The organism is Actinomadura rubrobrunea NBRC 15275, assembly GCF_001552235.1.
GTDB classification, from domain to species: domain Bacteria; phylum Actinomycetota; class Actinomycetes; order Streptosporangiales; family Streptosporangiaceae; genus Spirillospora; species Spirillospora viridilutea.
The window spans coordinates 1-26,606 of sequence record NZ_BCQU01000032.1 but is presented as its reverse complement, the minus strand read 5'-3'; the positions used below and the strand labels follow the sequence as shown (position 1 = coordinate 26,606).

Here is a 26,606-nt window from a genome sequence, read left to right as displayed (position 1 = left end):
CGTCGCCGGGCGGGATAAATCACACCATCGGCCGCCGACGTTCCGCAAACACAACGCGGCCGTGCATTCATGCCATCACGCCCCCGTCGCACATGTTCTACACGGCACCGGCGACGAAGAAGCAATCACCCTCCGAAAGGAGAGACCCAATCCAGTGGTGACCTGCACCATTTCCGTTATGATCGCCCGATCACCGAACTGCAATGGTTCGTCAGAACACCCACTGAATCTGACGCTTTCACCGACCAATGAGAGCGCCCCTGCCATCCATGCAGTTCGTCACCGAAACAAACGCGACTGGACGAACGACAGCGCATCGAGAGGTCGGCACCACCGGGTCCTGCCTAGCACACTCTGCCCGTCTGGACCGACGCGGTGAAGAGGCGGCGAAAGTCACGGCGGGCTCTGCGCCAGTCGCTCTCTCCAGCTGAGGGTTCACGCTGCTCACGTTCAACCGCATGGCGCCGCGCCAGCTCAATCCTGGAGGCCATCCTCGCCGCAGACTTCCTCGACATCGCCCCGCGCAGATGCTCGTGGACGTCGCGCACGACCTAGAGACCGGCAGCACCAGGCAGGACTCGCCACCGCGTCCCTTGATGGACGGTTGCACGAGAGACCCGCGACCGACGTCACCGCGACGCTTCGCCCTCCCTCGCCGCCATGCCGGGCTGCCGAGCCGGGCGACCGCGCCCTCACTGATCGTTACGAAGTCCCTTCCATTCACCGGAAGGCGATCCGCGGCAGCACGCTGACCTGCGGAGAGCATGGACGCCACCCCATTTCATGAGGCAGTTCACAGGAGGTCGTGCATGGCGTCCCCGTCCCACCCCGCTCGTTCGTGGGCGCTGCCGCTCTGTTGGGCAGCCGTGCTCCTGGACGGCTTCGACCTGGTGGTGCTCGGCACCGTCCTGCCCGTGCTGCTGCGCGAGCACGTCTGGGACCTGACACCGGGCACCGCGTCGGCGGTGTCCACGGTGGGCCTGGTCGGCATGACGATCGGCGCGCTGGCGATCGGTGCCATCACCGACATCGTCGGTCGCCGCAAGGCACTGATCGCCTCCGTGATCGCTTTCTCGGTGTTCACCGGCCTGTGCGCGGCCGCGCCGTCGGCCGCGGTGTTCGGCCTGCTGCGCTTCCTGGCCGGTCTCGGGCTGGGCGGCTGCCTGCCCACCGCGATCACGCTGGTCGGCGAGCATGCCCGGCGCGGCCGCAGCAGCAGCGCCACCACGACGATCATGACCGGCTACCACGTCGGAGCCGTTCTCACCGCACTGCTGGGCATAGCGGTCATCCCGTCGCTGGGCTGGCGCACCATGTTCGTGGTCGGCGCCCTGCCCTCGCTGGTGCTGGTGCCGCTCATGGTGCGGTACCTGCCCGAGTCCACCTCGTTCCTGGCGGCCCGCACGTCTGGTGCGGCAAAGGCGACCACCGGCGTCACGGTGGGAGCCCTGTTCAAGGGCGGCCTGCTGCGCACAACACTCGCGTTCTGGGTGGCCTCCTTCATGGGGCTGCTGCTGGTGTACGGCCTGAACACCTGGCTGCCGGAAATCATGCGGCAGGCCGGCTACCCGCTCGGCGCCGCGCTGGGTCTGCTGCTCACCCTCAACGTCGGCGCCGTCGCCGGTCTGCTCCTTGCCGGATATGTGGCCGACCGCAGGGGCGTCCGGCCGGCCACGATCGCCTGGTTCGGCGCCGCGGCGGTGTTCCTGGCGCTGCTCAGCGTCAAGCTGCCGAGCGTCGGCCTGTACGCGGCGGTCTTCCTGGCGGGCTGCTTCGTGTTCAGCGCGCAGGTGCTGGTCTACGCCGCCGTCGGCCGCGCCTACCCGGTGGCGAGCCGCGCGACCGGCCTGGGCGCCGTGGCCGGCGTCGGACGCATCGGCGCGATCTGCGGCCCGCTGCTCGGCGGCTCCCTGCTGTCGGCAGGTCTCGCCTACCCCTGGGGCTTCTACGCGTTCGCCATCATCGGCGCCCTCGGCGCGGCAGCGATCTCCCTCACGGTGATCCGCTCCGACGACACAGCCACAGAACCCCACCCCACCCCGGCGACCGCCCGCTCCTAACCGCAATCACACACCCCGGCCGTCCCCCACACCGACGGGGGGCACTCTCCCCCGCCACAAGTTCGCCTCCACACATTCGCCACATGCAAGGAGAACTCCGCATGCGCGAAGTCGACCAAGACCGGTTCGTCGCGGCGGTCTACGCCCGGTGATCATCCCGCGTGCACGGGGCCGACACCGTAAGCGCCGTACGTTGACTCGGTGGCAGCGAACCATCCCCGCGGGCGCGGGGCCGACGTGGCCCGAAGGGCCATCGCGAAGCGACGCCGCGGACCATCCCCGCGTGCGCGGGGCCGACTCAAGACCGCGTTCACGGCGGCGTGGGCGGTCAGGACCATCCCCACGTGCGCGGGGCCGACGTGTCACCGAGCGGCGGCCGGCCCGCCGAGGTGGGAGCATCCCCGCGTGCGCGGGGCCGACAGCTTTACCGGCGCCCGGCAAGGCCCGGCAGGAGGAGCATCCCCGCGTGCGCGGGGCCGACATGTCGCCGGAGCGCCTCGGCTCCGCTCGTCAGGGAGCATCCCCGCGTGCGCGGGGCCGACGCAGTCATCGCCCTGACAGTGCTCTCGATGCTGGGAGCATCCCCGCGTGCGCGGGGCCGACGTGGAGACGTCCACCCGCGAGGCCGCGCAGGCGGGAGCATCCCCGCGTGCGCGGGACCGACTCGCCCAGGATGTTCCAGGCGCCGCCGATGCTCGGAGCATCCCCGCGTGCGCGGGGCCGACCGTGACATCGGTGGGCGGGGCGCTTTCGCTGTGGAGCATCCCCGCGTGCGCGGGGCCGACCGCTCGCACCCCGCCCGGCAGTAGATCAGCAGCGGAGCATCCCCGCGTGCGCGGGGCCGACAATTTGAAATTCGCGCTACTCTCCGCAACGAGAGGAGCATCCCCGCGTGCGCGGGGCCGACGATCCCCATTTCCGAGAGGACACAGAGGAGTCGGGAGCATCCCCGCGTGCGCGGGGCCGACACCGCTGGCGCCGACGATGAGGGCTCTGCGGCGGGAGCATCCCCGCGTGCGCGGGGCCGACCGGCAGTAGCCATGGGACAGATGATGGCGCAAGGGAGCATCCCCGCGTGCGCGGGGCCGACCGGCACGATCCCGAGACGCCCGACAGTGATCGAGGAGCATCCCCGCGTGCGCGGGGCCGACTACTCAGCGGATAGGGCCCGGTAGTCAGGGAGCGGAGCATCCCCGCGTGCGCGGGGCCGACCCGGACATCGGGGACGCGATCGACATGACGAAGGGAGCATCCCCGCGTGCGCGGGGCCGACGGAACGCGGCACCGAGAACCGTACGCAGAACGGGGAGCATCCCCGCGTGCGCGGGGCCGACCCCGAGCAGCGGGTCCTCGGGTATCTCGCCCTCGGAGCATCCCCGCGTGCGCGGGGCCGACGCGGCAGACGCTAGGCCGAACCGGTGATGCCGGGGAGCATCCCCGCGTGCGCGGGGCCGACGCAGGCTCAGTGACGTTGATGCACACAGCCCGCGGAGCATCCCCGCGTGCGCGGGGCCGACGTGACAACGATGCCGGAGGTCGGGTCCCACCAGGGAGCATCCCCGCGTGCGCGGGGCCGACACTTGCTCCCCAGCGCATGGGCGGTCGCCTGCATTTCGGCGAGGGAGCATCCCCGCGTGCGCGGGGCCGACACCTCATCCTCGGTCACGCCCGACCCGATGATCGAAGCATCCCCGCGTGCGCGGGGCCGACGAGGACCCTGCGCATAAAAGCCGGTGTCGTTGTGGAGCATCCCCGCGTGCGCGGGGCCGACACTTGCTGACCTGCGAGTCTATGACGGCGGAGTCGGGATTTCATTCAGTTGGATTCGTAGACTCTGGCGGCCGGTCGGCCTTTCACCCGTCGGCGACCTTAGGCTGCACGACACACGCAGGTGGCGCACCAGCCTGGCCAGCAGTTGCACCGCGGCGAACCGTGGCTACCGTCCACGGGCCGGTCGGCGCACACCGCCGTCACCACAGGCGCGATCGCGGACCGACGCTGTCGTGTCTGCCCGAACGGATGAGGTGCTCGGCCGGCGGGAGGTGGGTGGATAGCAAAAAGCCGCTGGCCAGAGCGTGTCTGGCCAGCGGCTTGTGGAGTTGTGGAGGTGGCGGGAATCGAACCCGCGTCCTTCGGTGATGAGCCAGGGCTTCTCCGGGCGCAGCCTGCTAGGCGGTTTCTCGGCCCCGGCGCTCTCGCAGGCAAGTCGCCGACGGGCTCAGTCGCTGTGCGCTGTCCCTACGCACCCCGCGACCGGGCGCGCAGGTGGAGTCTCCTCATGATGCCGGATCCCGGGTCGGAGACGCTCCCGGGCCGACAGAGTCGCTCCTCGCTCAGGCGGCGAGGGCGAACTCGGACTGCTTCTGGTTGGCAGTTATTGGTTCGCGGTCACGGGATTTACGAGGTCACGACCGCAACCCTCGGCCCGCTTCCCCTGTCTCGACCAGCCGAAGTCGAAACCGGTCACCCCCATGTTCAGTTGTCAACCGGGACACGTCCCGACGATGACGCTACAAGGATAACGCGGACGGCGCCACGGAAAATCCCCCCAGACAGTGTGATGCCCCGGTGGGCGGCGAGAACCGCTCGCCCACCGGGGCCGACCGGCAGGGTCGGGCCGGTCCGGACAGCAGAGCCTCCCCCGAGACGAGGCTCTGGTCTCATCACGGCGACTGAGTCCGCAACCCCCCAAGCGGTTCCTCAGTCACCCATAAAGACGAGCGGGAGCCCCCGGATGGTTGCGCCCCCAGAGTAAAGAGATAACAAAGCTGCAACGACCATCCGCGAGGCCGTAACACGGGCCCGCGGCCCGGCGATCAGCGGGCCGCGGCGCCGCCCACGGGCGTCGACGGGATGCCGCCCCGCAGGAACGTGGCGGCGAGCTGGGCGGCGTTGTACTGGCCCTCCACGGCGATCGCGAAGGCGGTGTCGGCGCGCGAGCCCACGAACCACGAGACGACCTTGTCACGGCCGTTCTCCTTGTACGTGACCGTGGCGGCCACGCCCGTCACCTTGCCGCCGCCGGGCACGTTGGCGGCCCGGGCGGTGCCCTCGAACACCGAGCGCCGCACCAGGTCCTTCAGGTCGGACGTGGCGACGGGCGGCAGGGTCTGCGGGGCGGCCATCGTGGGGTCCTGCGGCTCGCGCAGCAGGTACGGGGGCCGCCAGGTGCCCGTCTCCACCGCTCCGGCGACCAGGGCCATGGCCAGCGGGCTGACCCGCACCCCGCCCTGCCCGATCGCGACGGCGGCCTTCTCGGCGTCGTTGCGGGGGCTCGGGACCGTTCCGGTGAACGCCGGCACGGTCAGCCCCCAGTCCTTGCCGAGCCCGAACCGGCCCGCCTCGGCCAGCAGCGTCGCCGCGTCCAGCCGGGTGCTGAGCTGGGCCAGGGTGGTGGCGCAGGAGTAGGCGAAGTTCTTCTGCAGGGGCCGCTTGCCGCCGGCCTTGCCGCCGGGGTTGGTGAACGTCTGGCCGCCGACGGTGGCGGAGGCGGGGCAGTCGGTGGGCGTGTTCTTGGTCAGGCCGCGCTGCAGCAGCGCCTCGGCCGAGACGATCCCGAACGTCAGCCCGGGCGGGTAGCTGCCCTCCATCGCCAGGTTGCGGCCGCCCGTCAGCTTGTTGTTCGCCACGGCCAGCACCTCGCCCGTGCTGGGCCGCAGGGCCACCATGGACGCCGGCGCCGGCACCCTGGCCAGCGTCCGGTCCGCGCTGCGCTGGAACGCCGCGTCGAGGGTGGTGCGGACGGGCTGCGGCTCCTGGCCGACCCACGAGCGCAGCTCCTGGACGTTCCGGCCGGACGGGTCCTGCGCGACCACCCGGACGGTGGGCGTGCCGGCCAGCCGCCGCTGCAGCAGCAGCTGGATGCCGCTGACGCCGATGGTGTCCCCCGGCTGGTAGGGCGCCCCGACCTGCTGCAGCCGGTCGGCGGTGGCCGGGCCGAGCTCGCCGACCAGCTCGGGCGCGGCGGCGGAGGCGATCGGCGCCCAGACCGTCTGCACGCGCAGCCCGGCGCCCTGCGGCATCCGCTGCGCGATCGCCACGCCCTGCGGGTGCCGCAGCGTCAGCAGCGGCAGGAACCGCTCCGGCGGCGCCGAGTTGACCCGTCCGACCAGCCGCTCGGTGTCCAGCTTGCGCCCGCCGTCGATCTTGGTGACGCGGGTGAGCTGCTCGAGCATCTTCTCCGGGTCGCGCAGCTGCCCGGGGTACACGCCGACGATGTCGGTCCGGACCTTGCGCAGCATGCGCCGGTCGTCGGCGTCGTAGATCGGGGCGCGCGGCGACACCTCGGTCAGCACCGCCAGCCGCATGCCGTCCCGCAGCCGCGGATGGATGATCGACGGGTCCCAGATCACCTTCCAGTCGCCGTCCACCCGGCGCAGCCGCATCCGGCCCTCGTAGGTCCACGGCTGGCCGTTCTCCCCCAAGTCGATCTTCACCGCGAACCGGGCGACCGCGTTGTCGCCGTTCTTGGTGATCGCCTTGGCGGGCGTGCCGCCGGGCGGCACCGGCAGACCGAGGCCGAGCCGCAGGGACGCCGCGTCCAGCTGCCGCCGCAGCGAGCCGAGCTGCTCGGCCACCGCCTTGCGGTCCGCGCCGATCGTCTTGCTCGCCGCGGCCTCGTAGTTGCCGACCTCCCAGGCGATCAGGAAGTCCCGCACCGTGGGCATGGCGGACGGCTCGGCGAAGCACCCCGACGTCATGCTCGCGACCAGCAGGCCGCAGCCCGCCACCGAGACCACCCGGCGCGGCCTGGACATCCCGGGACCCCGCCGGCCCCATCGCCTGCCGCGCGCGCGGAAACGCCGTCCGGACCCGCGCGACGCGCTACCCGGGCTGTTCATCGACACCCTTCACCGTCTCCTGAACCGTGCCGCGGCCGCCCGCCGCATCTCCCGGTCGGCTTCGCGCTTGGCGATGGCCTGGCGCTTGTCGTAGGTCTTCTTACCACGGGCCAGACCGATCTCGACCTTGGCCTTGCCGTCCTTGAAATACAGCGACAGCGGGATCAGCGTCCACCCCGCCTCGGCCGCCTTCCCGGCCATCTTGTCGATCTCTCGCCGGTGCAGCAGCAGCTTGCGCGGCCGGCGGGGGGCGTGGTTGGTCCAGGTGCCCTGCAGGTACTCGGGGATGTGGACGTTCTCCAGCCACACCTCCCCGTCCTTGATGTGGGCGTAACCGTCGGCGAGCGAGGCACGGCCGGCGCGCAGCGCCTTCACCTCCGTGCCCATCAGCACCAGGCCCGCCTCCCACGTGTCGTCGATGTGGTAGTCGTAGCGGGCACGCTTGTTCTGCGCGATGAGCTTGCGCCCTGTCTCGCGTGGCACGTGATCAGCCTCGGTCCTTGTCCAGCACGCTGCCCGCCGCTGGTCTGGGCAGCGTGGCGAGCAGCCCGCGCAGCACCTCCTGGGCGCGCCGCTCGGCCTCCTTGGGGGGACGGTTCGCGGAGACGGCCACGTCCGGCTCGATCCCCACGCCATCGAGGTTACGGCCGCTCGGCGTCCGGTAGCGACCGACGGTCAGCTCGATCGCCGAGCCGTCGGCGAGCCGGATCGGCTCCTGCACCGACCCCTTCCCGTAGGTACGGGATCCTACGATCACCGCGCGGTCGCGGTCGCGCAGCGACCCGGCGACCACCTCGGCGGCGCTGGCGGTGCCCGCGTCGACCAGCACGACCAGCGGCGTCTCGGCGTCGCCCGGCCGGGTGACGTCCCGCCGCTCGCTGATCATGCCGTGCTCGCCGCGATGCTCGTAGATCACCACCGGTCCGCCGGGCAGGAACGCCGACGCGGTCTCCACCGCCTCGTCCAGCAGCCCGCCGGGATTGCCGCGCAGGTCCAGCAGGAGGCCGCCGCGGGGCGGGCCGGCGGCGCCGGCCACCGCGCCGCGCACCTGGCGGCCCACGCCCCGCGTGAACGCGCCGACGCGGATCAGGCGGGTGTGGTCGGCCAGGTCCGCCACGGTGACGTCGTTTCCGGCGACCGGGGTGCGCACGAGCCAGAACCGCTGCGGCGCGCCGTCGCGTTCCACGGTCAGGGCGACGCCGGTGCCCGGCCGCCCGCGCAGCTGCGCCGCGATCCGCGCGGCGTCCCAGCCGGTGACGTCGGTGGAGCCCACGTGCGTGATGAGGTCGCCGACCCGGACGCCGGCGCGCTCGGCCGCCGAGCCGGGCTGCACGCTGGCCACCCGGACGCGCCGGTCGGCGTTCCGTCCCGCGCCGCCGTCCTCGACCGTGCCCAGCCACAGCCCGACGCCGCTGTAGCGGCCGTTCAGCCTGCCCTGGAAGTCGTCGAACTCCTGCGCCGAGTAGTGGCGGGCCCACTTGTCGCCGAGGGAGCGCAGCATCCCGTCGATGGCGGCGCGGTCGAGCGTGCCGCGATCGACCGGATGCGCCGCCGCGCGGCCGATCCGCGTGGCCGCCTCGTCCAGCAGCGACGGCGCGGCCGACTCGTCCGCGCGGCGTTCCACGGGCGGCCCGCCGCCGGTGATCATTCCGGCGGCGTAGGCGCACACCACCGCGACCACGACGGCCGACACGCGCAGCACGCGACCGGTCAACCGGAACATGCGGCCAGTGTAAGCATCACGCCTCCGGCGGGTCGGCGGTACGGGGCGGGCGGTGCGGAGCGGCGGCCTGCGGCCCGGAGCCGGTCAGATCTTCAGGTAGCGGCGCAGGGTGAGGAACGAGGCGATCGCGCACAGCAGCACGCCGAAGCAGATCGACACGATGGTGACGGCGATCACCGTGCCCCAGCCGAGCTTGCTGGCGAACTGCATCTGGCTGGCCACCCGGTCGATCAGCATGAACTTGCTGGCCACCAGCAGCAGCGAGGCGAACATGCCGCCGATCAGGCCGGCGATCGCGCCCTCCAGGATGAACGGCATCTGGATGTAGGTGTTGGACGCGCCGACCAGCCGCATGATGCCGGTCTCCCGCCTGCGGTTGAACGCCGACAGCCGGACCGTGTTGCCCACCAGCAGCACCGCCGCGACCACCTGGATCAGCGCGATCACCAGCGCCGCCCCCTGCAGGCCGCCCAGGATGCGGAAGAACCGGTCCAGGATCTGCTTCTCGTTGATGACCTGGTCGACGCCGGGACGGCCGAGCATCGCCTGCGCCACCGACTTGTAGTTCTCCGGGTCCTTCAGCCGGATCCGGAACGAGTCGGGGATGTCGCCCTCGCGGGTGCTCTGCACGAACCCCGGGGTGGTGGAGAAGCGCTCCTTGAAGCGCGCGTACGCCTGCTGCTTGCTCTCGTACTCGACCTTGGCCACCTCGGGCAGCTTCTCCAGGTCCGCCTTCAGCGCCTGCTTCTGCTCCTCGGTGGCGTCCTGCTTGTTGCAGGCGGGGTTGGAGCTGGTCTGGGCGCACAGGAAGACCGAGACCTCGATCTTGTCGTACCAGTAGCTCTTGGACGCCTCGACCTGGGCCCGCACCAGCAGGCCGGTGCCGAAGAGCGCCATGGCGATGGCGACGGTGATGATGAGGGAGACCGTCATCGTGAGGTTCCGGCGGAGACCGATCCAGATCTCCTGGAGAACGAACTGTACGCGCATGCCTCGCTGTCCTTGCTCGCCTGTGCCCCGCCGGGAGCGTGCGTCCGGTCAGGCTCTGTCAGTCTCTTCGGTCGGTCCGGGTGGGTTCGGTCTCGTCGATCGAGGCGGGCCCATCCCATGCGACGGGGGGTACGCCGCGGGCCGACGGCGGGTTCACGCCCGGTCGGCCCGTCAGTACGCCTGGCCGTAGACGCCCCGCGACTGGTCGCGGACGACCCGGCCGTCCTCGAGCTCCACGACGCGCTTGCGGAACGCGTCGACGATGGCGGCGTCGTGGGTGGCCATGACGACGGTGGTGCCGGTCCGGTTGATGCGGTCCAGCACCTTCATGATGCCGATGGAGGTGGCCGGGTCGATGTTCCCGGTGGGCTCGTCCGCCAGCAGGATCATCGGCCGGTTGACGAACGCCCGGGCGATGGCCACGCGCTGCTGCTCGCCGCCCGACAGCTCGTGCGGCATCCGGTGCGCCTTGCCCTCCAGCCCGACCAGGTCGACCACCTCGGGCACGACCTTCTGGATGAAGCGCCGCGGCTTGCCGATGACCTCCAGGGCGAACGCCACGTTCTCGAAGACGTTTTTGTTGGGCAGCAGCCGGAAGTCCTGGAACACGCAGCCGATGCGGCGGCGCAGGTGGGGCACCTTCCAGTTGCTGAGCCGGTTGAGGTCCTTGCCGGCCACGTGCACGTGCCCCTGAGTGGGACGTTCCTCCTTGAGGATGAGGCGCAGGAAGGTCGACTTGCCGGAACCGGAGGGGCCCACCAGGAAGATGAACTCACCCTTTTCGATGGCGACGTTCACATGCTGGAGTGCGGGCCTGTTCTGGTTCTTGTAGACCTTGGTGACGTTGTCGAAGTGGATCACGGCGGTTCAGCACCATTCCTGCGAGGGACCCGCGCGGTCGCGAACGGGAGGAATCGCGTCTTCCATCTTGTCGCCGCACGAAGCGGACTGTAGTTTGTCGGTAGCAATTCGTGAGCGGAGGCCGCGAACACCCGCGGGCCGTTGCGCCTGCGGGGCCGCGGAGCCGCGGCGTGCGCTCCGCATCATCGGGCCACCGGTCGAACGCCGGTCGAGCCTGCCGCCCTCCGGGCCGTCCGTCAACCCGCCTGCGGCCGCATGATACTCCGCCGGAACCCGCCATGGTCGCATACCGAAGGCAGGCTCCCCGGGACGCACCGCCCCTTTTCCAGGAGGAGGACCCCCTGGAGCCTGCGCGGCGCCGACCCGGCACGGGCGCACACCGAAAGCACGAGGCCCGGCACATCTCCCGAGGGGCGGCCGCCGGAGCCTCCGCCGCCCGTGGCGAGGTACGGTCGTGCGTCTTGTTCGACTCACTCCCCACCTCATCTCGGTCTCGCCCAGGGACGCCCCCTAGGCCCCGCTGTCGTGCGAATGCTGCGGGCGCGAGCCTCGGACTCACTCCCCACCTCGCTCCCGGCAGTCCCGCCCGCGGGACGGCTCCGGGAGGACGCGCCCGCCCGGGGTCTCGCCCGCGCCGGCCGCGTCCGGTGCGGGTGGCCCGCCAGGCGGAGGGACGTCACGGCCCCGACGTCGGACCGTTCGGTCCCCGTGCAGTGTAGGGGCGGGAAACGATCTCCTCGACCGGTCTGCGCCCTGGCACGCATAGGGACTTTACAGTCGGGATAGGCTGAATGTTGGCGAACAAGTGCTTTGGTTCTCAAGAGAGGCAGCCGGATGAGCTGCGAACATCTGATCTGCGCCCGCTGCTCGGGCCCGGTGGTCGAGGGCCGCTGCCCCACCTGCCGGACCGCCCGCGCGGAGATGCACCGCCACGGCGGCGCCTCCTCCCCCACCGTGGTCCTCGCGGTGCTCGTCCTGCTGTTCTGCCTGGCCATGGCCCTGCAACGCCTGTACTGAGCACCCAAGGCCGCGCTCCCAAGGCCACTCAGCCTCGGCCGCTCACCCCGCCCCCAGGCCGTGAGATTTCCCGCGAAGCACCCACGCCCGACCCCGCGTCTCTACGGCACGAGCCCGGACGCGGGAGCCGCTCTCACACGCACCCCGCTGCATCGACCGCAGCACGGCGCACCGTAGCCGCCCAGCAGACGACACTCCTGCCACTCCCCCCGGATCGCTCGACGTCGCTCTAAAACGCGCGTGGTTCCACGACAACCTTCAGGAGTTGCGGGGTGGGGGGGTGCTGGCCTTGGAGATGCTTCCGGCTTGGGCGATGATGTCGGCCTTCGCCTTGCCCTTCTTGGAGCGCGGCGGGTCGATGGCGGCGAACTGGTAGAGCTCCGCCATGGTGATGTCGGTGCCTTCGACGGTCCCGTCGAGCAGGTGGGCGGCCTCGGGCGGGATCGGCGGCTTGGCGCCGCTCTTTTTGTCCTTGACGGTCAGCAGGCTGTTGCGCGCCAGGGAGTACAGGATCAGGCCGCCGTCGTCCTGCGTGCGCAGCGCGAAGATGGGGAACGGCGTGGCGACCGTCACCTTCTGCAGGGACAGGTCCTTGTCCTCGGCCTTGCGCTTGGCCTTGCGGACCTCGCTGTAGTAGCCGGTGGTGTACTTGCCCGCCTTCATCACCTTGCGGGCCACGCTGCGGGGGCCCTCGGAGGCGATGGTCGCCTGGATGCCGGGCACCTCGCGGGGCCGGATCAGCATCGAGGTGTCGGCGACGTTCAGGGCGGTGGCGTAGCCGTCGTCGTCCACCGTGATCTTGGGCAGTTCGGCGTCCGGCAGCAGCTCGGCGGTCATGCAGAGGCGCCAGCGGTCGCCGGGGCCGCGCCGGATGAACGTCATGAGCGCGGTGCGGGTGCTCTTCGGCTTGCCCTGGACGCTGCGCGGCACGACGGCCACGAACCAGTGGGGGTAGATGTCCAGCTTCAGCTTCGGCACCAGCAGCCGGGGCTCGCCGTACTGGTAGCGGGCCACCGGGTCGCCGTCGTAGGCGGCCTTGCGGAACTCGGCGGCGGTGAGCTGCGACTGCCCGTCGGACGTCCAGGTCAGGGCGAGCCGTTCGTCGCCGGCGGCGCGGGCGACGTCGTCGTTGGTGATGAACGCGCGGAACTCGCGTTCGGCCACCTCGTGCGTCAGCAGCTCCGGTTCGGGCGTGGTCGCGGTGACCAGCACGGTGGGACGGGCCTTCGGTTCGCGTCCGGCGCAGCCGACCGCCGCCAGCGCGGCCGCGGCCACGGCGAGCGAGCGGAAGGCGCGCGAACGGGAGCGGAACGGCCTGCCCACCGCGTTCGCCGTCACGCCTGCCCCCGGCTCCTCCGAGCGGTCCGTTCCGCTGATCCGATCCGCCATGCTGATCCGTGATTCTGCCATCCGCGGCCCATTGATCGGACTCGTTGATCGAATCCGCTGATCGAATCCGCTGATCGAATCCGCTGATCGAACCGGCGGGCGCGGTCGCCCGGGGCACTGCCGGGACGGCGATAAGCTCTCAGTGTGGCAGCCATCGACCCCGAAGACCGGCTCAAGGAGCTCGACTCGACGCTGACCGGCATCGAGCAGGTCCTCGACCTGGACGGCATGCGGCGCGACATCGCCGACCTGCGCGAGCAGTCCGCCGATCCCGAGCTGTGGAACGACCAGGAGCGCGCGCAGAAGGTGACGCGCCGGCTCTCGTACCTGGAGGCCGAGCTGGGGCGGGTCGAGGGGCTGCGGCAGCGGCTGGACGACGTGGCCACGCTGTACGAGCTGGCCGCGGAGATGGACGACGCCGACACCCGCAAGGAGGCCGACGAGGAGCTGGCCGCGCTGGGCAAGGAGATCCAGCAGCTCGAGGTCCGCACCCTGATGTCGGGCGAGTACGACGAGCGCGAGGCGCTCGTCACCATCAACGCCCAGGCGGGCGGGGTGGACGCGGCCGACTGGGCGCAGCAGCTGCAGCGGATGTACCTGCGCTGGGCGGAGCGGCACGGCTACCCGACGGAGATCTACGAGACCTCCTACGCCGAAGAGGCCGGCATCAAGTCGACGACGTTCGCGGTCAAGGCCCCCTACGCCTACGGCACCCTGCGCGGCGAGCACGGCACGCACCGGCTGGTGCGGATCTCCCCGTTCGACAACCAGGGGCGGCGCCAGACCTCGTTCGCGGGGCTGGACGTGGTGCCGGTGGTCGAGCAGAGCGACGACATCGAGATCGACGAGAACGAGCTGCGCATCGACGTGTACCGCTCGTCCGGGCCCGGCGGCCAGGGCGTCAACACCACCGACTCGGCGGTCCGGATCACCCACCTGCCCACCGGGATCGTGGTGTCCTGCCAGAACGAGCGCAGCCAGCTGCAGAACAAGGCCACCGCGATGAGCGTGCTGAAGGCCAAGCTGCTGGAGCGCAAGCGGCAGGAGGAGGCGGAGAAGATCTCCTCGCTGCGCGGCGAGAGCACCACCAGCTGGGGCACGCAGATCCGCAACTACGTGCTGCACCCGTACCAGATCGTCAAGGACCTGCGGACCGGCGTGGAGGCGGGCAACCCGGCCGCGGTGCTGGACGGGGAGATCGACGAGTTCATCGAGGCGGAGATCCGCTGGCTGCGGCAGCGCGAGGCCGAGGCGGAGGCCAAGGCCGACCAGGAGTAGGCCCCCCGATCCTCCGATTCGCTGCGTGATCTTCCGATCACTCTGCGATGATGGCGGGCGGTTCTGCAGTCGTCCTCATGGGGGCCTGCCATGCGCGTCCGCCCTGCCGTCGCCCTGTCCGTCCCGGTCGTGCTGCTCGCCGCGGCGTGCGGGGGCGGCGACTCCCGTCCCGGTCCCGCGCTGACCAAGGACGAGGCGCGCCGAGTCCTGGCGCGGTACGCCGACGCGGCCAACCGGGCCGGGCAGCGTCTCGACGGCGCCGCGCTCGCCGCCGTCGAGACGGAGCCGCAGCTGTCCATGGACCGCGCGGCGTTCAAGCTGGGCCGCGCCGCCCGGCAGCCGTTCGTTCCGGTCCGGTTCGTCAAGTCCACGTTCTATATCCCGCGGATGGACGGGTACCCGCGGTGGTTCGCCGTCGACGCGACGACGTCCGCGACGCCGCCCGGCGACACGCAGCCGCGCCAGACCCGGCACGCGCTGGTGTTCACGAAGGCCGGGCCGAAGGCGCCGTGGCTGCTGGCCGCCTCCCCGCGGCCGGGCGGCGACGAGCTGTCCTCGGTGCGGCTGGACAAGGAGGGCTACGCCTCGACGGTGGCGCCGAGCGCGTCCGGTCTTGCGGTCGCCCCGTCCGCGGTCGGCGCGGCGCACGCGGCGCTGCTGACCGAGGGGCCGCGGGCGCCGGGAGCGTCGGTGCTGGCGCCGGGTCCGCAGACCACGCAGTCCTATGACGCGCTGCGGCAGGTGCGGGCCGGTCTGCGCAAGAACGGCGTCACGCTGCGAAGCCGTTTCGTGCCCGACTCCTCGCCCGTCTACGCGCTGCGCACCAAGGACGGCGGCGCGCTGGTGTGGTACGTGCTGCGCCAGCACGAGAGCTACCGGTCGCCCCGGCGGGGCAAGCTGGCCGTCACCGGGGACCTGACGGGCCTGGCGCCCGCCAAGGCTGCCCGCACCCGCCTGGACGCCACCGTTCTGGTGCAGTACCTGGCGACCGTGCCCGCGAAGGGGCACGCCGCCGTCGGCGGCATGTACCGCAAGGCCGTCGCGGCGCACGCCTCCTGAACACCGTCGGGCGCCGGGGCGGCGCCCCTCGTCATCGACCGCTGCTGTGGATCCGCACCGGCGCCCGACGGTCACCATGCCCGCGTCACGCCCCGGGGCGCCCCCGCACGGGACGCCCCGGGCGCCGTTCACGCCTCCGTGGACGGCAGGGCGCTGGTGGTGACGAGGGTGCGGATGGCGCCCAGGGCGACCGACAGGGTGGCCAGGTCGAAGCTGTCGCTCTCCCAGATCTCCGACAGGGTCTGCTGGGCGCGGCGCAGCGCGACGCCGTTCTTGTCGGCCCACAGCGCCAGGCGCTGCTCGGGCGGCGTGCCCGGCCCGCTGGTGACGAGCACGTCGCGGGTCAGCGCGGCGTGCGCGGCGTACAGGTCGTCGCGCAGGGCGGAGCGGGCCATGGAGCGCCAGCGGTCGTCGCGCGGCAGCGCGATGATGCGCTCGCGCAGCCGGGACAGCTGGAGCCGGTCGGCGACGTCGAAGTAGACCTCGGCGACCTCCTCGACCGGACGCCCGGTCTCGTGCGCGATCTCCACCAGGTCGAAGGTGGAGAAGGCGGGCACCATCATCGCGGCGGCCTCGGCGACCTCGTCGGGCACGCCGCGTTCGGCGAAGTCGTCGCGGCGCTGCTCGAACGCCGCCAGGTCGAGCCCGACCAGCACCTTGGGCAGCAGCGCGCCGAGCGTGCGGGCCCCGTCGGCGAAGAAGTCGATCGTCTCGCGGATGTCGTACGGGGGCCGCCGGTTGTACAGCAGCCAGCGCGCGCCGCGCTCGGTGAGCTTGCGGGCCTCCAGCCGCATCTTGATCTGCGTGGACTCGTCGACCTGGTGGGTGAGCGCCTCCACCGCCCGCCAGAACCGCGGCATGTCGAACACCTCGCGCGACACCAGGTAGGCGCGGGCGATGTCGGACGGCGACGCGCCCGTCTCCTCGTTCATGCGGAACATGAACGTGGTGCCGGAGTTGTTGACCAGGTCGTTCACCACCGCCGTGGTGATGATCTCGCGGCGCAGCGGGTGCCGGTCCATGTACGGCCGGAACCGCTCGCGCAGCGGCGTCGGGAAGTACCGGACCAGCCAGGACTCCAGGTACGGGTCGTCGGGCAGGTCGGAGGCGTTCAGCTCGGCGTCCAGCGACAGCTTGGCGTAGGCCAGCAGGACGGCGAACTCCGGCCCGGTCAGCCCGTGGCCCGCCTGGCGGCGCTCGGCCAGCGCCTTGTCGTCGGGCAGGAACTCCAGGTCCCGCTTGAGGTGGCCGTCGCGTTCCAGCTTGCGCATGTACCGGGTGTGGACGTGCAGCATGGACTGGGCCTGCGCGCGGGAGGCGGCGAGCACCACGTTCTGGGCGTAGTTGTCGCGCAGCACCAGCTCGGCGACCTCGTCGGTCATCTCGTACAGCAGCTGGTCGCGCTGCTTGCCGGTCAGCTCGCCGTCCCGCACCGCCTGGTCCAGCAGGATCTTGATGTTGACCTCGTGGTCGGAGGTGTCCACGCCGGCGGAGTTGTCGATGAAGTCGGTGTTGACCAGGCCGCCCCGCCGGGCGAACTCGATGCGGCCGAGCTGGGTGACGCCGAGGTTGCCGCCCTCGCCGATCACCTTGCAGCGCAGGTCGCAGGCGTTCGCGCGGACCGCGTCGTTGGCCTTGTCGCCGACGTCGGCGTTGTTCTCCGTGGACGCCTTGACGTAGGTGCCGATGCCGCCGTTCCACAGCAGGTCCACGGGCGCGCACAGCACGGCGCGGATCAGCTCGTACGGGGTCAGCCGGGTCACGCCGGGCTCGAGCCCGAGCGCCTCGCGCACCTCCGGGGTGATCTTGATGGACTTGGCGGTGCGGGGGTACACGCCGCCGCCCGGGGAGATCACCTCGGGGTCGTAGTCGGCCCACGAGCTGCGCGGCAGCTTGAACAGCCGCTGCCGCTCGGCGTACGAGCGCTCCGGGTCGGGGTTCGGGTCGAGGAAGATGTGCCGGTGGTCGAACGCGGCGACCAGCTTGATGTGCCGGCTGAGCAGCATGCCGTTGCCGAACACGTCGCCGGACATGTCGCCGATGCCGACGACGGTGAAGTCCTCCCGCTGGATGTCCTTGCCCAGGCTGCGGAAGTGGTACTTCACCGACTCCCAGGCGCCGCGGGCGGTGATGCCCATCGCCTTGTGGTCGTAGCCGACCGAGCCGCCGGAGGCGAACGCGTCGCCGAGCCAGAACCCGTAGGAGGCGGCGACCTCGTTGGCGATGTCGGAGAACGTGGCGGTGCCCTTGTCGGCGGCGACGACCAGGTACGGGTCGTCGCCGTCGTGCCGCACCACGTCGGGCGGCGGCACCACCTTGCCGTCGACGAGGTTGTCGGTGATGTCGAGCAGCCCGGAGATGAAGTCCCGGTAGCAGGCGATGCCCGCCTTCATGTACGCCTCGCGGTCGGACGCGGGCGGCAGCTGCTTGCCGACGAACCCGCCCTTGGCGCCGGCCGGGACGATCACGGTGTTCTTCACCGCCTGCGCCTTGACCAGGCCGAGGATCTCGGTGCGGAAGTCCTCGCGGCGGTCCGACCAGCGCAGCCCGCCGCGCGCCACCGACCCGAACCGCAGGTGCACGCCCTCCACCTTCGGCGAGTACACGAAGATCTCGTAGGTGGGGCGGGGCTGCGGCAGGTCGGGGATGCGCGCCGGGTCGAACTTGATCGACAGGTACGGCTTGTTCTGGAAGTGGTTGGTGCGCAGGGTGGCCTCGAACATCGCGAGGTAGGCGCGCAGGATGCGGTCCTCGTCGATGCTGTCGACCTCTTCCAGCAGGCCCTGCAGCTCCTCGTGGATGGCCTCGCTGCGCTCCTCCTCGCCGCCGGCCAGCGCCGGGTCCAGGCGGCTCTCCCAGAACCGCACCAGCAGCCGGGTGATCTGCGCGTTGCGCAGCAGCACCTGCTCGATGTAGCGCTTGGAGAAGTTGGTGCCGATCTGCCGCAGGTACAGGGCGTAGGCGCGCATCACCATCGCCTGCCGCCAGTGCAGCCCGACGTGCAGGACGAGCGCGTTGAACCCGTCGTTCTCGATGTCGCCGCGCCACAGCGCCATGAAGGCGTCCTGGAAGAGGTCCTTGACGTCCTCCTCGGGCACGCCGTCGGACGGCTCGTAGCGCAGCCCCAGGTCGTAGATCCAGGCGCGGGGGCGGTCGGCCGGGCGGATCTCGTACGGCCGCTCGTCGATCACCTCGACGCCCATGTTGTGCAGCAGCGGCAGCACGCGCGACAGCGAGATCGGCGGGCCCTGCCGGTAGATCTTCAGGCGGCGCTCGCCGGGCTCGGCGCCGTACGGCTCGTACAGGTTGATGGAGATCTCGCCGTCCTCGGTGAGCTCCTCCAGGCGGCGCAGGTCGGCCACGGCGGTGCGGGCCGGGAAGTCGGCCTTGTAGCCCTCGGGGAAGGCGTCGCCGTACCGGCGGGTCAGCGCGCCGGAGCGCTCCTCGCCGCACTGCTCGACGATGGCGTCGGCCAGGTCGTCCGCCCACGCGCGGCAGGCGCCGGCCAGCCGGGCCTCCAGCTCGTCGACGTCCACGTCGGGCAGCTGGGCGCCGCGCTCCACCCGCACCACCACGTGCAGCCGGGCCAGGATCGACTCGGTGACGTTGGCGCTGTAGTCGACGGTGACGCCGTTGAAGGCGCTCTTGAGGATCTCCTGGATGCGCAGCCGCACCTGGGTGGTGTACCGGTCGCGCGGCAGGTACACCATGCAGGACATGTAGCGGCCGTAGGCGTCCTTGCGCAGGAACAGCTTCAGGCGGCGGCGTTCGCGCAGCCGCAGCACGCCCAGCGCGATCGTCAGCAGGTCGTCGACGGAGATCTGGAACAGCTCGTCGCGCGGGTAGTTCTCCAGGATCTCGATGAGGTCCTGGCCGTCGTAGCTGTCGGGCGGGAATTCGGCGCGTTCCAAAACCTCGGACAGCTTGCGCTTCAGGACGGGGATCTGCGCGATCGACGCGCTGTAGGCGACGTGGGTGAACAGGCCGAGGAAGCGCCGTTCGCCGACCACCCGGCCGTCCGCGTCGAACTTCTTGACGCCGATGTAGTCCAGGTACAGCGGCCGGTGGACGGTGGAGCGGGAGTTGGCCTTGGTCAGCACCAGCAGCTGCTTGTCGGTGGCGCGCTCGCGCACCTCGGGCGGCAGCGCGGCGAAGCTGTCGGACTCCTGCTTGTCGGCGCGCAGGATGCCGAGGCCGGTGCCGGCGACGGGGAGCAGCGCCGCGCCGTCGTCGCTGAGGGTGTACTCGCGGTAGCCGAGGAAGGTGAAGTGCCCGTCGGCGAGCCATTCCAGCAGCTCGACGCCCTCTTCCCGCTCCTTGTCGGGCAGCGGCGGCGGGTCCCGGCGGATGTCGGCGGCGATCTCGCCGGCCCGCGCGCGCATCTTCGGCGCGTCCTCGAAGGCGACCCGCACGTCGTGCAGGACGCGCAGCAGGTCCTTCTCCAGCTGTTCCAGGACGGCCCGGTCGCTGGTGCGGTCCACCTCGATGTGGATCCACGACTCGTCCAGGTCGGCGGGGCTGTCGGCCTTGCGGCGGAACGCCTTGAGGTGCCCGGCCACGTCGCGGTCCACCCCGAGCAGCGGGTGGACGATCATGTACGTGGTCAGGTGGTGCCGGTTCAGCTCCATCGTGACCGAGTCGACCAGGAACGGCATGTCGTCGGTGACGACCTGCACGACGGTGTGCCCGGGGTCCCAGCCGTACTCGTCGACGGTGGGGGTGAACACCCTCACCTTCGCCCGGCCCTGCGGCCGCTCCTCGCCGAGCAGCCGGTGCGCCATGGCGGGACCGAAGATGTCGACCAGGTCGCGGTCGAGCAGGTCCTCCGGCGCCACGTGGCGGTAGTAGAGCCGGAGGTACTCGACCGCGTCGTCGAGGTCGATCCCCTTGCTCCCCGGCCCGTTCACGTAGGTTTCCGCCGCGCGTCTGAGCAGGTCGTCCTTTGCCTTGTCGAGCTTGCCGCCCATCGACTCTCCCCATTGAGACTCTCGTCCCCCGGCCCCGGAAGGTCGGGGGCGTGGGAGGGCGTCCCCCCACGAGCACGCCACCTCGTTGTGGCGCCGCTCACTGCGTCAGCGTAACGAGGAAAAGCCGCAAAGCCGACCTGCGATTCCAGGACCGCACCGTGGCCTTCCCCACGTCGTCCTGGCGGTTTCGATGCCCTCTCAGGGCGCGTTTCACCATGCCGGGCGGCCGTTTTCCGGAAACGGCCGCCCGACTCCGCCCGGTCGGCGCCCCGGTCAGTCGCCGGAGCCGCCGCCGGAGCCGCCGCCGGTGCCGTCGCCGGGGCCCGGGTCGGTCGGCTTCGGCTCGGGTTCGCTCGGCCCCGGATCGGTGGGCTCCGGGTCGGTCGTGCCCGGGTCGCTGGGCTCGCCGGTCGGCGTGTCGGTCGGGGTGTCGGTCGGCGTGGGCGCGGTCGGCGTGCCGGTCGGCTCCGTGGTCGGCTCGTCGGACGGCGTGCCCGAGTCGGTCGGCTTGGACGACGGCCCCGTGTCGGTCGCGGTCTTCTCGGGCGTGGGCTCGGCGGTCGTCGGGCCGACCTTCGGGGCGGACGGCGTGACGCCGGCGGGCGACGGCCCCTGGTCGTTGTCGCCGACGGTCTTGCCGGTCTTGTCGCCGCCGCCGAACGCCAGCACCGCCGAGGTGATCAGGATGGCGACGAGGGCGGCGGCCGCCCCGGCGAGCGCGGCGAGCCTGCGGCGGCCGCCGTGCAGCACGGCCGGCCCGCGGCGCGGTCCGGGGTGCGCGGCGGGCGGCAGCGTGTCCTGCGTCGCCCATTCGGCCGGCGTGGGCAGCCGTCCGGCCCCGTCGCCGTCCGTCTCCGCGGAGGCCGCGCCGACCGCCTGGGTGCGCGCGGACGCCGGGTCGCGATCGGCGGTGCGGTCCGGGGCGTCCTCGGCGTCGCCGGCTCCGTCGGCGGCTCCGTCGGCGGGGCCGTCGGCGGTTCCGTCGGCGGTTCCGTCGGCGGGGCCGTCGGCGCGGGCGCCCTCGGCGTCCGCGACGTCATCCGCGTCGTCGGCGTCGTGGGCGAGCTCGGCGGCCAGGACGCTGCCCGCGGCCAGGATCGCGGTCTCCTCATCGTGCCGGTCGGGCACCGAGGGGTCGTCCGCGGCGGCCGCCTGCGACGGCCGCGGCGCCGCGGCCGTGCGCCCGGCGCGCTCCTCGTGCCCGAGCAGCCGCATCAGCACCTGCCGGGCGTCGGGCCGTCCCGCCGGGTCCTTGTCCAGGCACTCGGCGACCAGATCGCGCAGCGGCCCGGCCAGGTCGCCCAGGTTCGGCTCCTCGTGCAGGATCCGGTTGATCACCGCCGGGATGGTGTCCTGGCCGAACGGCGGCTCGCCGGTGGCCGCGAACGTCAGCGTGGCGCCCCAGCAGAACACGTCGGCGGCGGTGCCGACCTCCTCGCCCTTGAGCATCTCGGGCGCCATGTACGACGGGGTGCCGATGACCTTGCTGGTCAGCGTGGTGGAGCCGCTGACCGCCCGGGCCACCCCGAAGTCGATCACGCGCGGGCCGTCCGGGCCGATGAGCACGTTGTGCGGCTTGAAGTCGCGGTGCACCACCTCGGCCCGGTGGATGGCGGCCAGCGCGGTGGCGGTGCTGACCGCCAGCCGGTCCAGCGCCGCGCCCGACAGCGGGCCCTTCTGGGTGACGTACTGATTGAGCGACGGGCCGGGCACGTACTCGCTGACGATGTACGGCCGGTCGCCGTCGGCGTCGGCGTCGATCACCTGCGCCGTGCAGAACGGCGCCACCCGCTTGGCGACCTCCACCTCGCGCAGGAAGCGCGCCCGGGCCTTGTCGTCGGAGGTCAGCTCGGCGTGCAGCAGTTTGATCGCCACCTGCCGGCCGTCCGGTGACTCGCCCAGGAAGACGCTGCCCTGGCCGCCCTCGCCCACCCGGCCGATCAGGTCGTAGGACCCCAGCCGCTTCGGGTCGCCGGCCCGCAGGGCACCAACTTCCATGCGCGGAACCGCCCTCTCTCGTCGCGCTGTTCACCCGTCCCGTGGTTCGGCGACGCCGGCGTACGCCGGTCCGCCGGACCGGCCGCAGGACGGGACCTCGGGGTTCGAATCGTAGGGAATGTACGCGTCGGACTTCGACCAATGGGACGCCCCACGCCACCGGGGAGTTGACCCGGACGCGATGCGCACCGCTGTCCGGCCGCGGTCTCCGACAGGGCTCGGGGCGGGTCCCTACCTTAGTCCGATTCGTGCCGTCACATAGGGTGCACAAGCGAAAACGCTGACATTTCCGCAGGTCACAAGTTGTTTTCTTAGTGATTTCAGGAGTGTGGGGACGGCGTGCCGGGTAGACAGCGGCTTGACGATCTTCGTGAGGAGGTACATCGGCATGTCGCTTCCGTTAAGGACCGCGTGCTGCGCGACGACGCTCGCCCTGGCTCTCACCCCGGGCACCGCCGTCGCGCAGCCGCTGAAGAACCATGACCGACCCGAGAAGATCCAGAGCGAGCAGGGGCCGCGGGCCTCGCGGTGGGCCGCGATGCAGAACCGCCGCGTCAGGACCCACGGCAAGGCGCGCGGCGTCCACGGCCGGGACCGGGCCGGAATGCTCGCCGCGCTGCAGCGCTCGGTGCGGCTGCGCCGGGCGCAGATGGTGGCGAAATGGCAGCGCCGCGCCGACCGCGCGGTCGCCTACGCACTGCGCCAGCGGGGACGCCCCTACGTGTGGGGCGGCACGGGCCGGTACGGGTTCGACTGCTCCGGGCTGGTGCAGCGGGCGTGGCGGCGCGCGGGAGTGAAGATCCCGCGGGTGGCCGCGTCCCAGTACCGCGCCATCAACCCGAAGATCAAGCGTCACGACCTGCGTCCCGGCGACCTGGTGTTCTTCAACCGGTTGAACCACGTCGGCATGTACGTGGGCCGGAACCGGTTCATCCACGCGCCGCGACCGGGCCGCCGGGTGACGATCGAGCGGCTGCGCGGCTACTACCGCTCGCGCTATGTCGGCGCGGTGCGCCCGGCGTGGCGGCCGCTGCCGCCGGTGCCCTCGCGGCTCTACTGAGCCGCCCGTGCCCGACTCGGCGCACGCCGACGACGACGCCGTCTGCGGCGGCCGAGGGGCGCCCGCAGGACGGGGACGCGGGGGCGGTTCCCGTCGCGATCACCTCACCCGGATCGCGTCCTCGCCATGGACGCGATCCGGGGCCATTGAAGGGCCGGTGCGCGGGCGCGGCGGCCTCAGGCCACGGCCGGAAAGGCGGCCGGGAGGGCGGCCCGCAGAGCGCCCCTCAGAGCGACCCGCAGAGCGACCCTCAGAGCGACCCTCAGAGCGACTACGACGCCGACTGCGGCGTGAAGTGCTTGAGCACGTCCGGGTTGGCCAGCGAGTCGGGGTTGGCGGCCTTCTCCACCGGCGTGCCGAGGAGGATCTTGCGGACCGGGACCTCCAGCTTCTTGCCCGACAGGGTGCGCGGGATCCCGGGGACCTCGTGGATCTCGTCCGGCACGTGCCGCGGCGACAGCGCGCCGCGCAGCGCGGAGCGCAGCCGGGACACCAGGTCGTCGTCCAGGACGGCGCCGGGCGCGAGCTGGACGTAGAGGATCAGGCGGCCCTCCTGCCCGAGGCGGCCGGTGTCGATGACCAGGCTGTCGGCGATCTCGTCGAACGACTCGACCACCCGGTAGAAGTCGGCGGTGCCCATGCGCACGCCGCCGCGGTTGAGGGTCGAGTCGGACCGGCCGTAGATGACGCAGCCGCCGTCGGGGCGGATCTTGATCCAGTCGCCGTGCCGCCACACGCCCGGGTACATGGAGAAGTACGACTCGCGGTAGCGCTCGCCGTTCTCGTCGTTCCAGAAGAAGACCGGCATGGACGGCATCGGCTCGGTGATGACCAGCTCGCCCACCTCGTCCACGACCGGCGTCCCGTCGTCGCCGTAGGACTCGACCTTGGCGCCGAGGCCGCGGCACTGGATCACCCCGGCGCGCAGCGGCAGCAGCGGCGACGGGCCGACGAAGCCGGTGCACAGGTCGGTGCCGCCGGAGAACGAGCCGAGCAGCAGGTCCTTGCCGACGGCGTCGTACACCCACGCGAAGCCCTCGGGCGGCAGCGGCGAGCCGGTGGAGCCGATGCCGCGGATGCGCGACAGGTCGAGCTCCTCGCCGGGGCGGCGGCCCTCCTTCGCCGACGCCATGATGTACGGGGCGCCGACGCCGAAGTAGGTGACGCCGGTGTCGGCGGCCAGGCCCCACAGGTCGGAGGGCGCGCCGTCGTACATCACCACCGTGGCGCCGACGAGCAGGCCGCCGATGAGGTAGTTCCACATCATCCAGCCCGTGGTCGTGTACCAGAAGAACACGTCCTCCGGGCCGAGGTCCTGGTGGAACGTCAGCGCCTTGAGGTGCTCCAGGACGACCCCGCCGTGGCCGTGCACGATCGGCTTGGGCAGCCCCGTGGTGCCGGACGAGTACACCACCCACAGCGGGTGGTCGAACGGGACGTCCTCGAACTCCAGGTCGTGGCCGCTGCGGGGCAGGTCCCGGTAGTGCACGCCCGCGCGCAGGCCCTCGGGCGCGGCGGCCGGGTCCAGGTACGGGACGAGCACGGTGGCGCGCAGCGACGGCAGCGCCGCCTCGATCTCGCGGACGACGTCGCGCCGGTCGAACCGCTTGCCGTTGTAGGCGTAGCCGTCCACGGCGAGCAGCACCTTCGGCTCGATCTGGGCGAACCGGTCGACCACGGAGGAGGACCCGAAGTCCGGGGAGCACGACGACCAGATCGCGCCGAGCGAGGCGGCGGCCAGGAAGCAGATCAGCGCCTCGGGGATGTTGGGCAGGTAGGCGGCCACGCGGTCGCCGCGGCCCACCCCGAGCGCGGCGAGCCCGGCGCGGACCTCGGCCACGTGCCGGGCCAGCTCCCGGTAGGTGAGCACCCGGTGCCCGCCCGCTTCGGAGCGGAACACCACGGCGGTGTCGTCGGGCGCCTGCTCGGCCCGGCGCAGCGCGTTGGCGGCGTAGTTGAGGGTCGCGCCGGGGAACCAGCGCAGCCCGTCGACGGGCATGGGCCCGCCGGACCGGACCGGGCCGTCGCCGCGGCGGCCGACCACGTCGAAGTACTCCCAGATCGACTCCCAGAAGGCGTCGATCTCGGTGACCGACCAGCGCCACAGCTCGTCGTAGCTCTCGGTGGCCACGCCGCGGTCGCGCAGCCAGCGCTGGTAGCGCGTCACCTTGGCGTCGGCGACGACCTTTGCGGACGGTTCCCACAGCGGGGCCCCCTCGGGGGTCAGCCCCGGGGAGCCGTCGGACGCTCCGTCGCCTGCCATCGCAGCGGCCTCCTCACGTTTCGCACGTCGTCCGCCTGCCGGACGCTCCACAGGATCGGACCCGCCGACCCGCCTTGGCAAGTTCGTCGATCGTACGCCCCTGGTCCGCGGCCTCCCCATGGGGGCCGCCCACGTCCCTCGCGCGGCGGGGACGTGGCCCGCCCACACCTCAGGAGCCGGTGAGGCGGGTGACGGCGGCGACGACGGCGTCGGTGTCGGACAGGTCCGGCAGGACGACCTCGGCGCCCGCCGAGCGCAGCTCCGCCTCGGTGGCGCTGCCGGTGGCGACCGCGATGATCGGCGACCGGGCGATGTGCGCGGCCTGCACGTCGCGCGGCGAGTCGGCCACGTACACGGTGTCGGACTCGCCGAACGTCACGCCGCGGGCCTCGCCGGCGCGGCGCCGCACCAGCTCCAGCGTGGCGGCCTTGCTGTAGACGCCGGTCTCGTAGCCGCCCGCGTCCAGGTCCAGGTGCCGGGCCAGGCCGAGCTCGGTGACCTTGATCCGGGCCACCGGCTCGATCGAGCCGGTCAGCACCGACTGGACGGTGCCGGGCAGGCGGCCCAGCGCGGACAGCGCCTCGGCCGCCCCCGTCAGGATGCGGCCGTGCGTCCGCAGGTCGGCGCGGCGGGTGTCGAACGCGGCGGCCAGCGCCTCCATGAACGCGGGCAGGTGGTCGTCGGTGGTGACGATGTCGTTGAACGCCAGCGTCTCGAAGATGATCTCCGATTCGGTGCGTCCCGGCATCGGCGCCAGCCGGACCATGGGCCGTCCGGTGGTCCGCCGGAACGCCTCGGCGTAGCACTCGCGGGCGACGCGGCCGACGTCCACGAGCGTGTGGTCGATGTTCCACAGGACGAGACGGTTCATGCCGCGTCTCCGGCCGGACGCGGAGCGCCGTCACGCGGTGCCGTGCGTCCCGCCGCCGTGAGCACCGCCGCCGTGTGCACCGCCGCCTTGCGTGTCGCCGCCTTGTGTGTCGTCATCCCGTTCCCTGCACGTCCCGAGGGGGCCGCGCCGCCGTCGCGCGGGCGATCGGCCCCGCGCGGCGCCCGGCCCCGCCCCACCGCCGACGGTCGGGCGAGCATATCGTCGGCCC

General features: G+C 72.0%; 15 protein-coding genes, 1 other RNA gene and 1 CRISPR repeat array. Of the genes, 5 read left to right on the top strand and 11 right to left on the bottom strand.

Annotated elements, in window-relative coordinates:
• The first annotated feature begins 809 nt into the window (after window positions 1-809).
• Complete coding sequence (locus AR3_RS12610) at window positions 810-2,060, top strand: MFS transporter (RefSeq protein ID WP_067913428.1); 1,251 nt, start codon at window positions 810-812, stop codon at window positions 2,058-2,060.
• A gap of 209 nt (window positions 2,061-2,269) precedes the next feature.
• Window positions 2,270-3,831: direct repeats of the CRISPR family, unit length 28 nt; unit sequence GGAGCATCCCCGCGTGCGCGGGGCCGAC.
• Between the two features lie 328 nt (window positions 3,832-4,159).
• Here AR3_RS12610 and ssrA read toward each other — a convergent pair.
• From ssrA to ftsE, 6 genes are all read right to left on the bottom strand, one after another.
• Window positions 4,160-4,531: a transfer-messenger RNA gene (ssrA, locus tag AR3_RS12605) on the bottom strand.
• 345 nt (window positions 4,532-4,876) lie between these two features.
• Window positions 4,877-6,817, bottom strand: a complete 1,941-nt coding sequence (locus AR3_RS12600) for a penicillin-binding transpeptidase domain-containing protein (protein WP_227022933.1) — start codon at window positions 6,815-6,817, stop codon at window positions 4,877-4,879.
• Window positions 6,818-6,910: 93 nt separating this feature from the next.
• The gene (gene smpB, locus AR3_RS12595; RefSeq protein ID WP_067913425.1) at window positions 6,911-7,384 is read right to left on the bottom strand and encodes an SsrA-binding protein SmpB; all 474 of its coding nucleotides are present in this window, start codon (window positions 7,382-7,384) and stop codon (window positions 6,911-6,913) included.
• A gap of 4 nt (window positions 7,385-7,388) precedes the next feature.
• Window positions 7,389-8,624, bottom strand: a complete 1,236-nt coding sequence (locus tag AR3_RS12590; RefSeq protein WP_067913422.1) for a S41 family peptidase — start codon at window positions 8,622-8,624, stop codon at window positions 7,389-7,391.
• An 84-nt stretch (window positions 8,625-8,708) separates the two neighbouring features.
• Complete coding sequence (gene ftsX, locus AR3_RS12585) at window positions 8,709-9,614, bottom strand: permease-like cell division protein FtsX (protein WP_174545445.1); 906 nt, start codon at window positions 9,612-9,614, stop codon at window positions 8,709-8,711.
• A gap of 171 nt (window positions 9,615-9,785) precedes the next feature.
• On the bottom strand, window positions 9,786-10,475 hold the full coding sequence (ftsE, locus tag AR3_RS12580; protein WP_067913419.1) for a cell division ATP-binding protein FtsE: 690 nt from the start codon (window positions 10,473-10,475) through the stop codon (window positions 9,786-9,788).
• 834 nt (window positions 10,476-11,309) lie between these two features.
• Here ftsE and AR3_RS12575 point away from each other — a divergent pair.
• A complete protein-coding gene (locus AR3_RS12575) occupies window positions 11,310-11,492 on the top strand; it encodes a hypothetical protein (RefSeq protein WP_067913416.1) in 183 nt (60 codons plus the stop codon).
• 258 nt (window positions 11,493-11,750) lie between these two features.
• Here AR3_RS12575 and AR3_RS12570 read toward each other — a convergent pair whose 3' ends face one another.
• Entirely contained in the window at window positions 11,751-12,830 is a 1,080-nt protein-coding gene (locus AR3_RS12570) for a DUF8094 domain-containing protein (protein ID WP_106258104.1), read from the bottom strand.
• A 195-nt stretch (window positions 12,831-13,025) separates the two neighbouring features.
• Here AR3_RS12570 and prfB point away from each other — a divergent pair, with 195 nt between their 5' ends.
• Both prfB and AR3_RS12560 read left to right on the top strand, forming a co-directional pair.
• Entirely contained in the window at window positions 13,026-14,159 is a 1,134-nt protein-coding gene (prfB, locus tag AR3_RS12565; RefSeq protein ID WP_067913414.1) for a peptide chain release factor 2, read from the top strand.
• Between the two features lie 90 nt (window positions 14,160-14,249).
• On the top strand, window positions 14,250-15,218 hold the full coding sequence (locus AR3_RS12560) for a DUF8094 domain-containing protein (RefSeq protein WP_067913411.1): 969 nt from the start codon (window positions 14,250-14,252) through the stop codon (window positions 15,216-15,218).
• A 128-nt stretch (window positions 15,219-15,346) separates the two neighbouring features.
• Here the strand turns inward: AR3_RS12560 and AR3_RS12555 are convergent, their stop codons facing one another.
• Window positions 15,347-20,185, bottom strand: a complete 4,839-nt coding sequence (locus AR3_RS12555; protein WP_067913408.1) for an NAD-glutamate dehydrogenase — start codon at window positions 20,183-20,185, stop codon at window positions 15,347-15,349.
• Between the two features lie 273 nt (window positions 20,186-20,458).
• Window positions 20,459-22,183, bottom strand: coding sequence for a serine/threonine-protein kinase (locus AR3_RS12550; RefSeq protein WP_067913405.1), 1,725 nt, complete (start codon window positions 22,181-22,183; stop codon window positions 20,459-20,461).
• A gap of 388 nt (window positions 22,184-22,571) precedes the next feature.
• Here AR3_RS12550 and AR3_RS12545 point away from each other — a divergent pair, with 388 nt between their 5' ends.
• Window positions 22,572-23,243, top strand: coding sequence for a C40 family peptidase (locus AR3_RS12545; RefSeq protein ID WP_067913401.1), 672 nt, complete (start codon window positions 22,572-22,574; stop codon window positions 23,241-23,243).
• A 271-nt stretch (window positions 23,244-23,514) separates the two neighbouring features.
• Here AR3_RS12545 and AR3_RS12540 read toward each other — a convergent pair whose 3' ends face one another.
• Window positions 23,515-25,506 carry an acetoacetate--CoA ligase gene (locus tag AR3_RS12540; protein ID WP_067913398.1) on the bottom strand — a complete coding sequence of 664 codons (1,992 nt, stop codon included), beginning with the start codon at window positions 25,504-25,506 and terminating at the stop codon, window positions 23,515-23,517.
• 169 nt (window positions 25,507-25,675) lie between these two features.
• Window positions 25,676-26,377 carry an HAD family hydrolase gene (locus tag AR3_RS12535; RefSeq protein WP_067913395.1) on the bottom strand — a complete coding sequence of 234 codons (702 nt, stop codon included), beginning with the start codon at window positions 26,375-26,377 and terminating at the stop codon, window positions 25,676-25,678.
• Window positions 26,378-26,606: the final 229 nt, after the last annotated feature.

What these genes read in the sequence shown, in the direction of transcription:
- AR3_RS12610 (WP_067913428.1), top strand. Translation starts at nt 810, where the DNA reads ATGGCGTCCCCGTCCCACCCCGCTCGTTCGTGGGCGCTGCCGCTCTGT.
- AR3_RS12600 (WP_227022933.1), bottom strand. Translation starts at nt 6,817, where the DNA reads ATGTCCAGGCCGCGCCGGGTGGTCTCGGTGGCGGGCTGCGGCCTGCTG.
- AR3_RS12590 (WP_067913422.1), bottom strand. Translation starts at nt 8,624, where the DNA reads ATGTTCCGGTTGACCGGTCGCGTGCTGCGCGTGTCGGCCGTCGTGGTC.
- ftsX (WP_174545445.1), bottom strand. Translation starts at nt 9,614, where the DNA reads ATGCGCGTACAGTTCGTTCTCCAGGAGATCTGGATCGGTCTCCGCCGG.
- AR3_RS12575 (WP_067913416.1), top strand. Translation starts at nt 11,310, where the DNA reads ATGAGCTGCGAACATCTGATCTGCGCCCGCTGCTCGGGCCCGGTGGTC.
- AR3_RS12560 (WP_067913411.1), top strand. Translation starts at nt 14,250, where the DNA reads ATGCGCGTCCGCCCTGCCGTCGCCCTGTCCGTCCCGGTCGTGCTGCTC.
- AR3_RS12555 (WP_067913408.1), bottom strand. Translation starts at nt 20,185, where the DNA reads ATGGGCGGCAAGCTCGACAAGGCAAAGGACGACCTGCTCAGACGCGCG.
- AR3_RS12550 (WP_067913405.1), bottom strand. Translation starts at nt 22,183, where the DNA reads ATGGAAGTTGGTGCCCTGCGGGCCGGCGACCCGAAGCGGCTGGGGTCC.
- AR3_RS12545 (WP_067913401.1), top strand. Translation starts at nt 22,572, where the DNA reads ATGTCGCTTCCGTTAAGGACCGCGTGCTGCGCGACGACGCTCGCCCTG.
- AR3_RS12540 (WP_067913398.1), bottom strand. Translation starts at nt 25,506, where the DNA reads ATGGCAGGCGACGGAGCGTCCGACGGCTCCCCGGGGCTGACCCCCGAG.
- AR3_RS12535 (WP_067913395.1), bottom strand. Translation starts at nt 26,377, where the DNA reads ATGAACCGTCTCGTCCTGTGGAACATCGACCACACGCTCGTGGACGTC.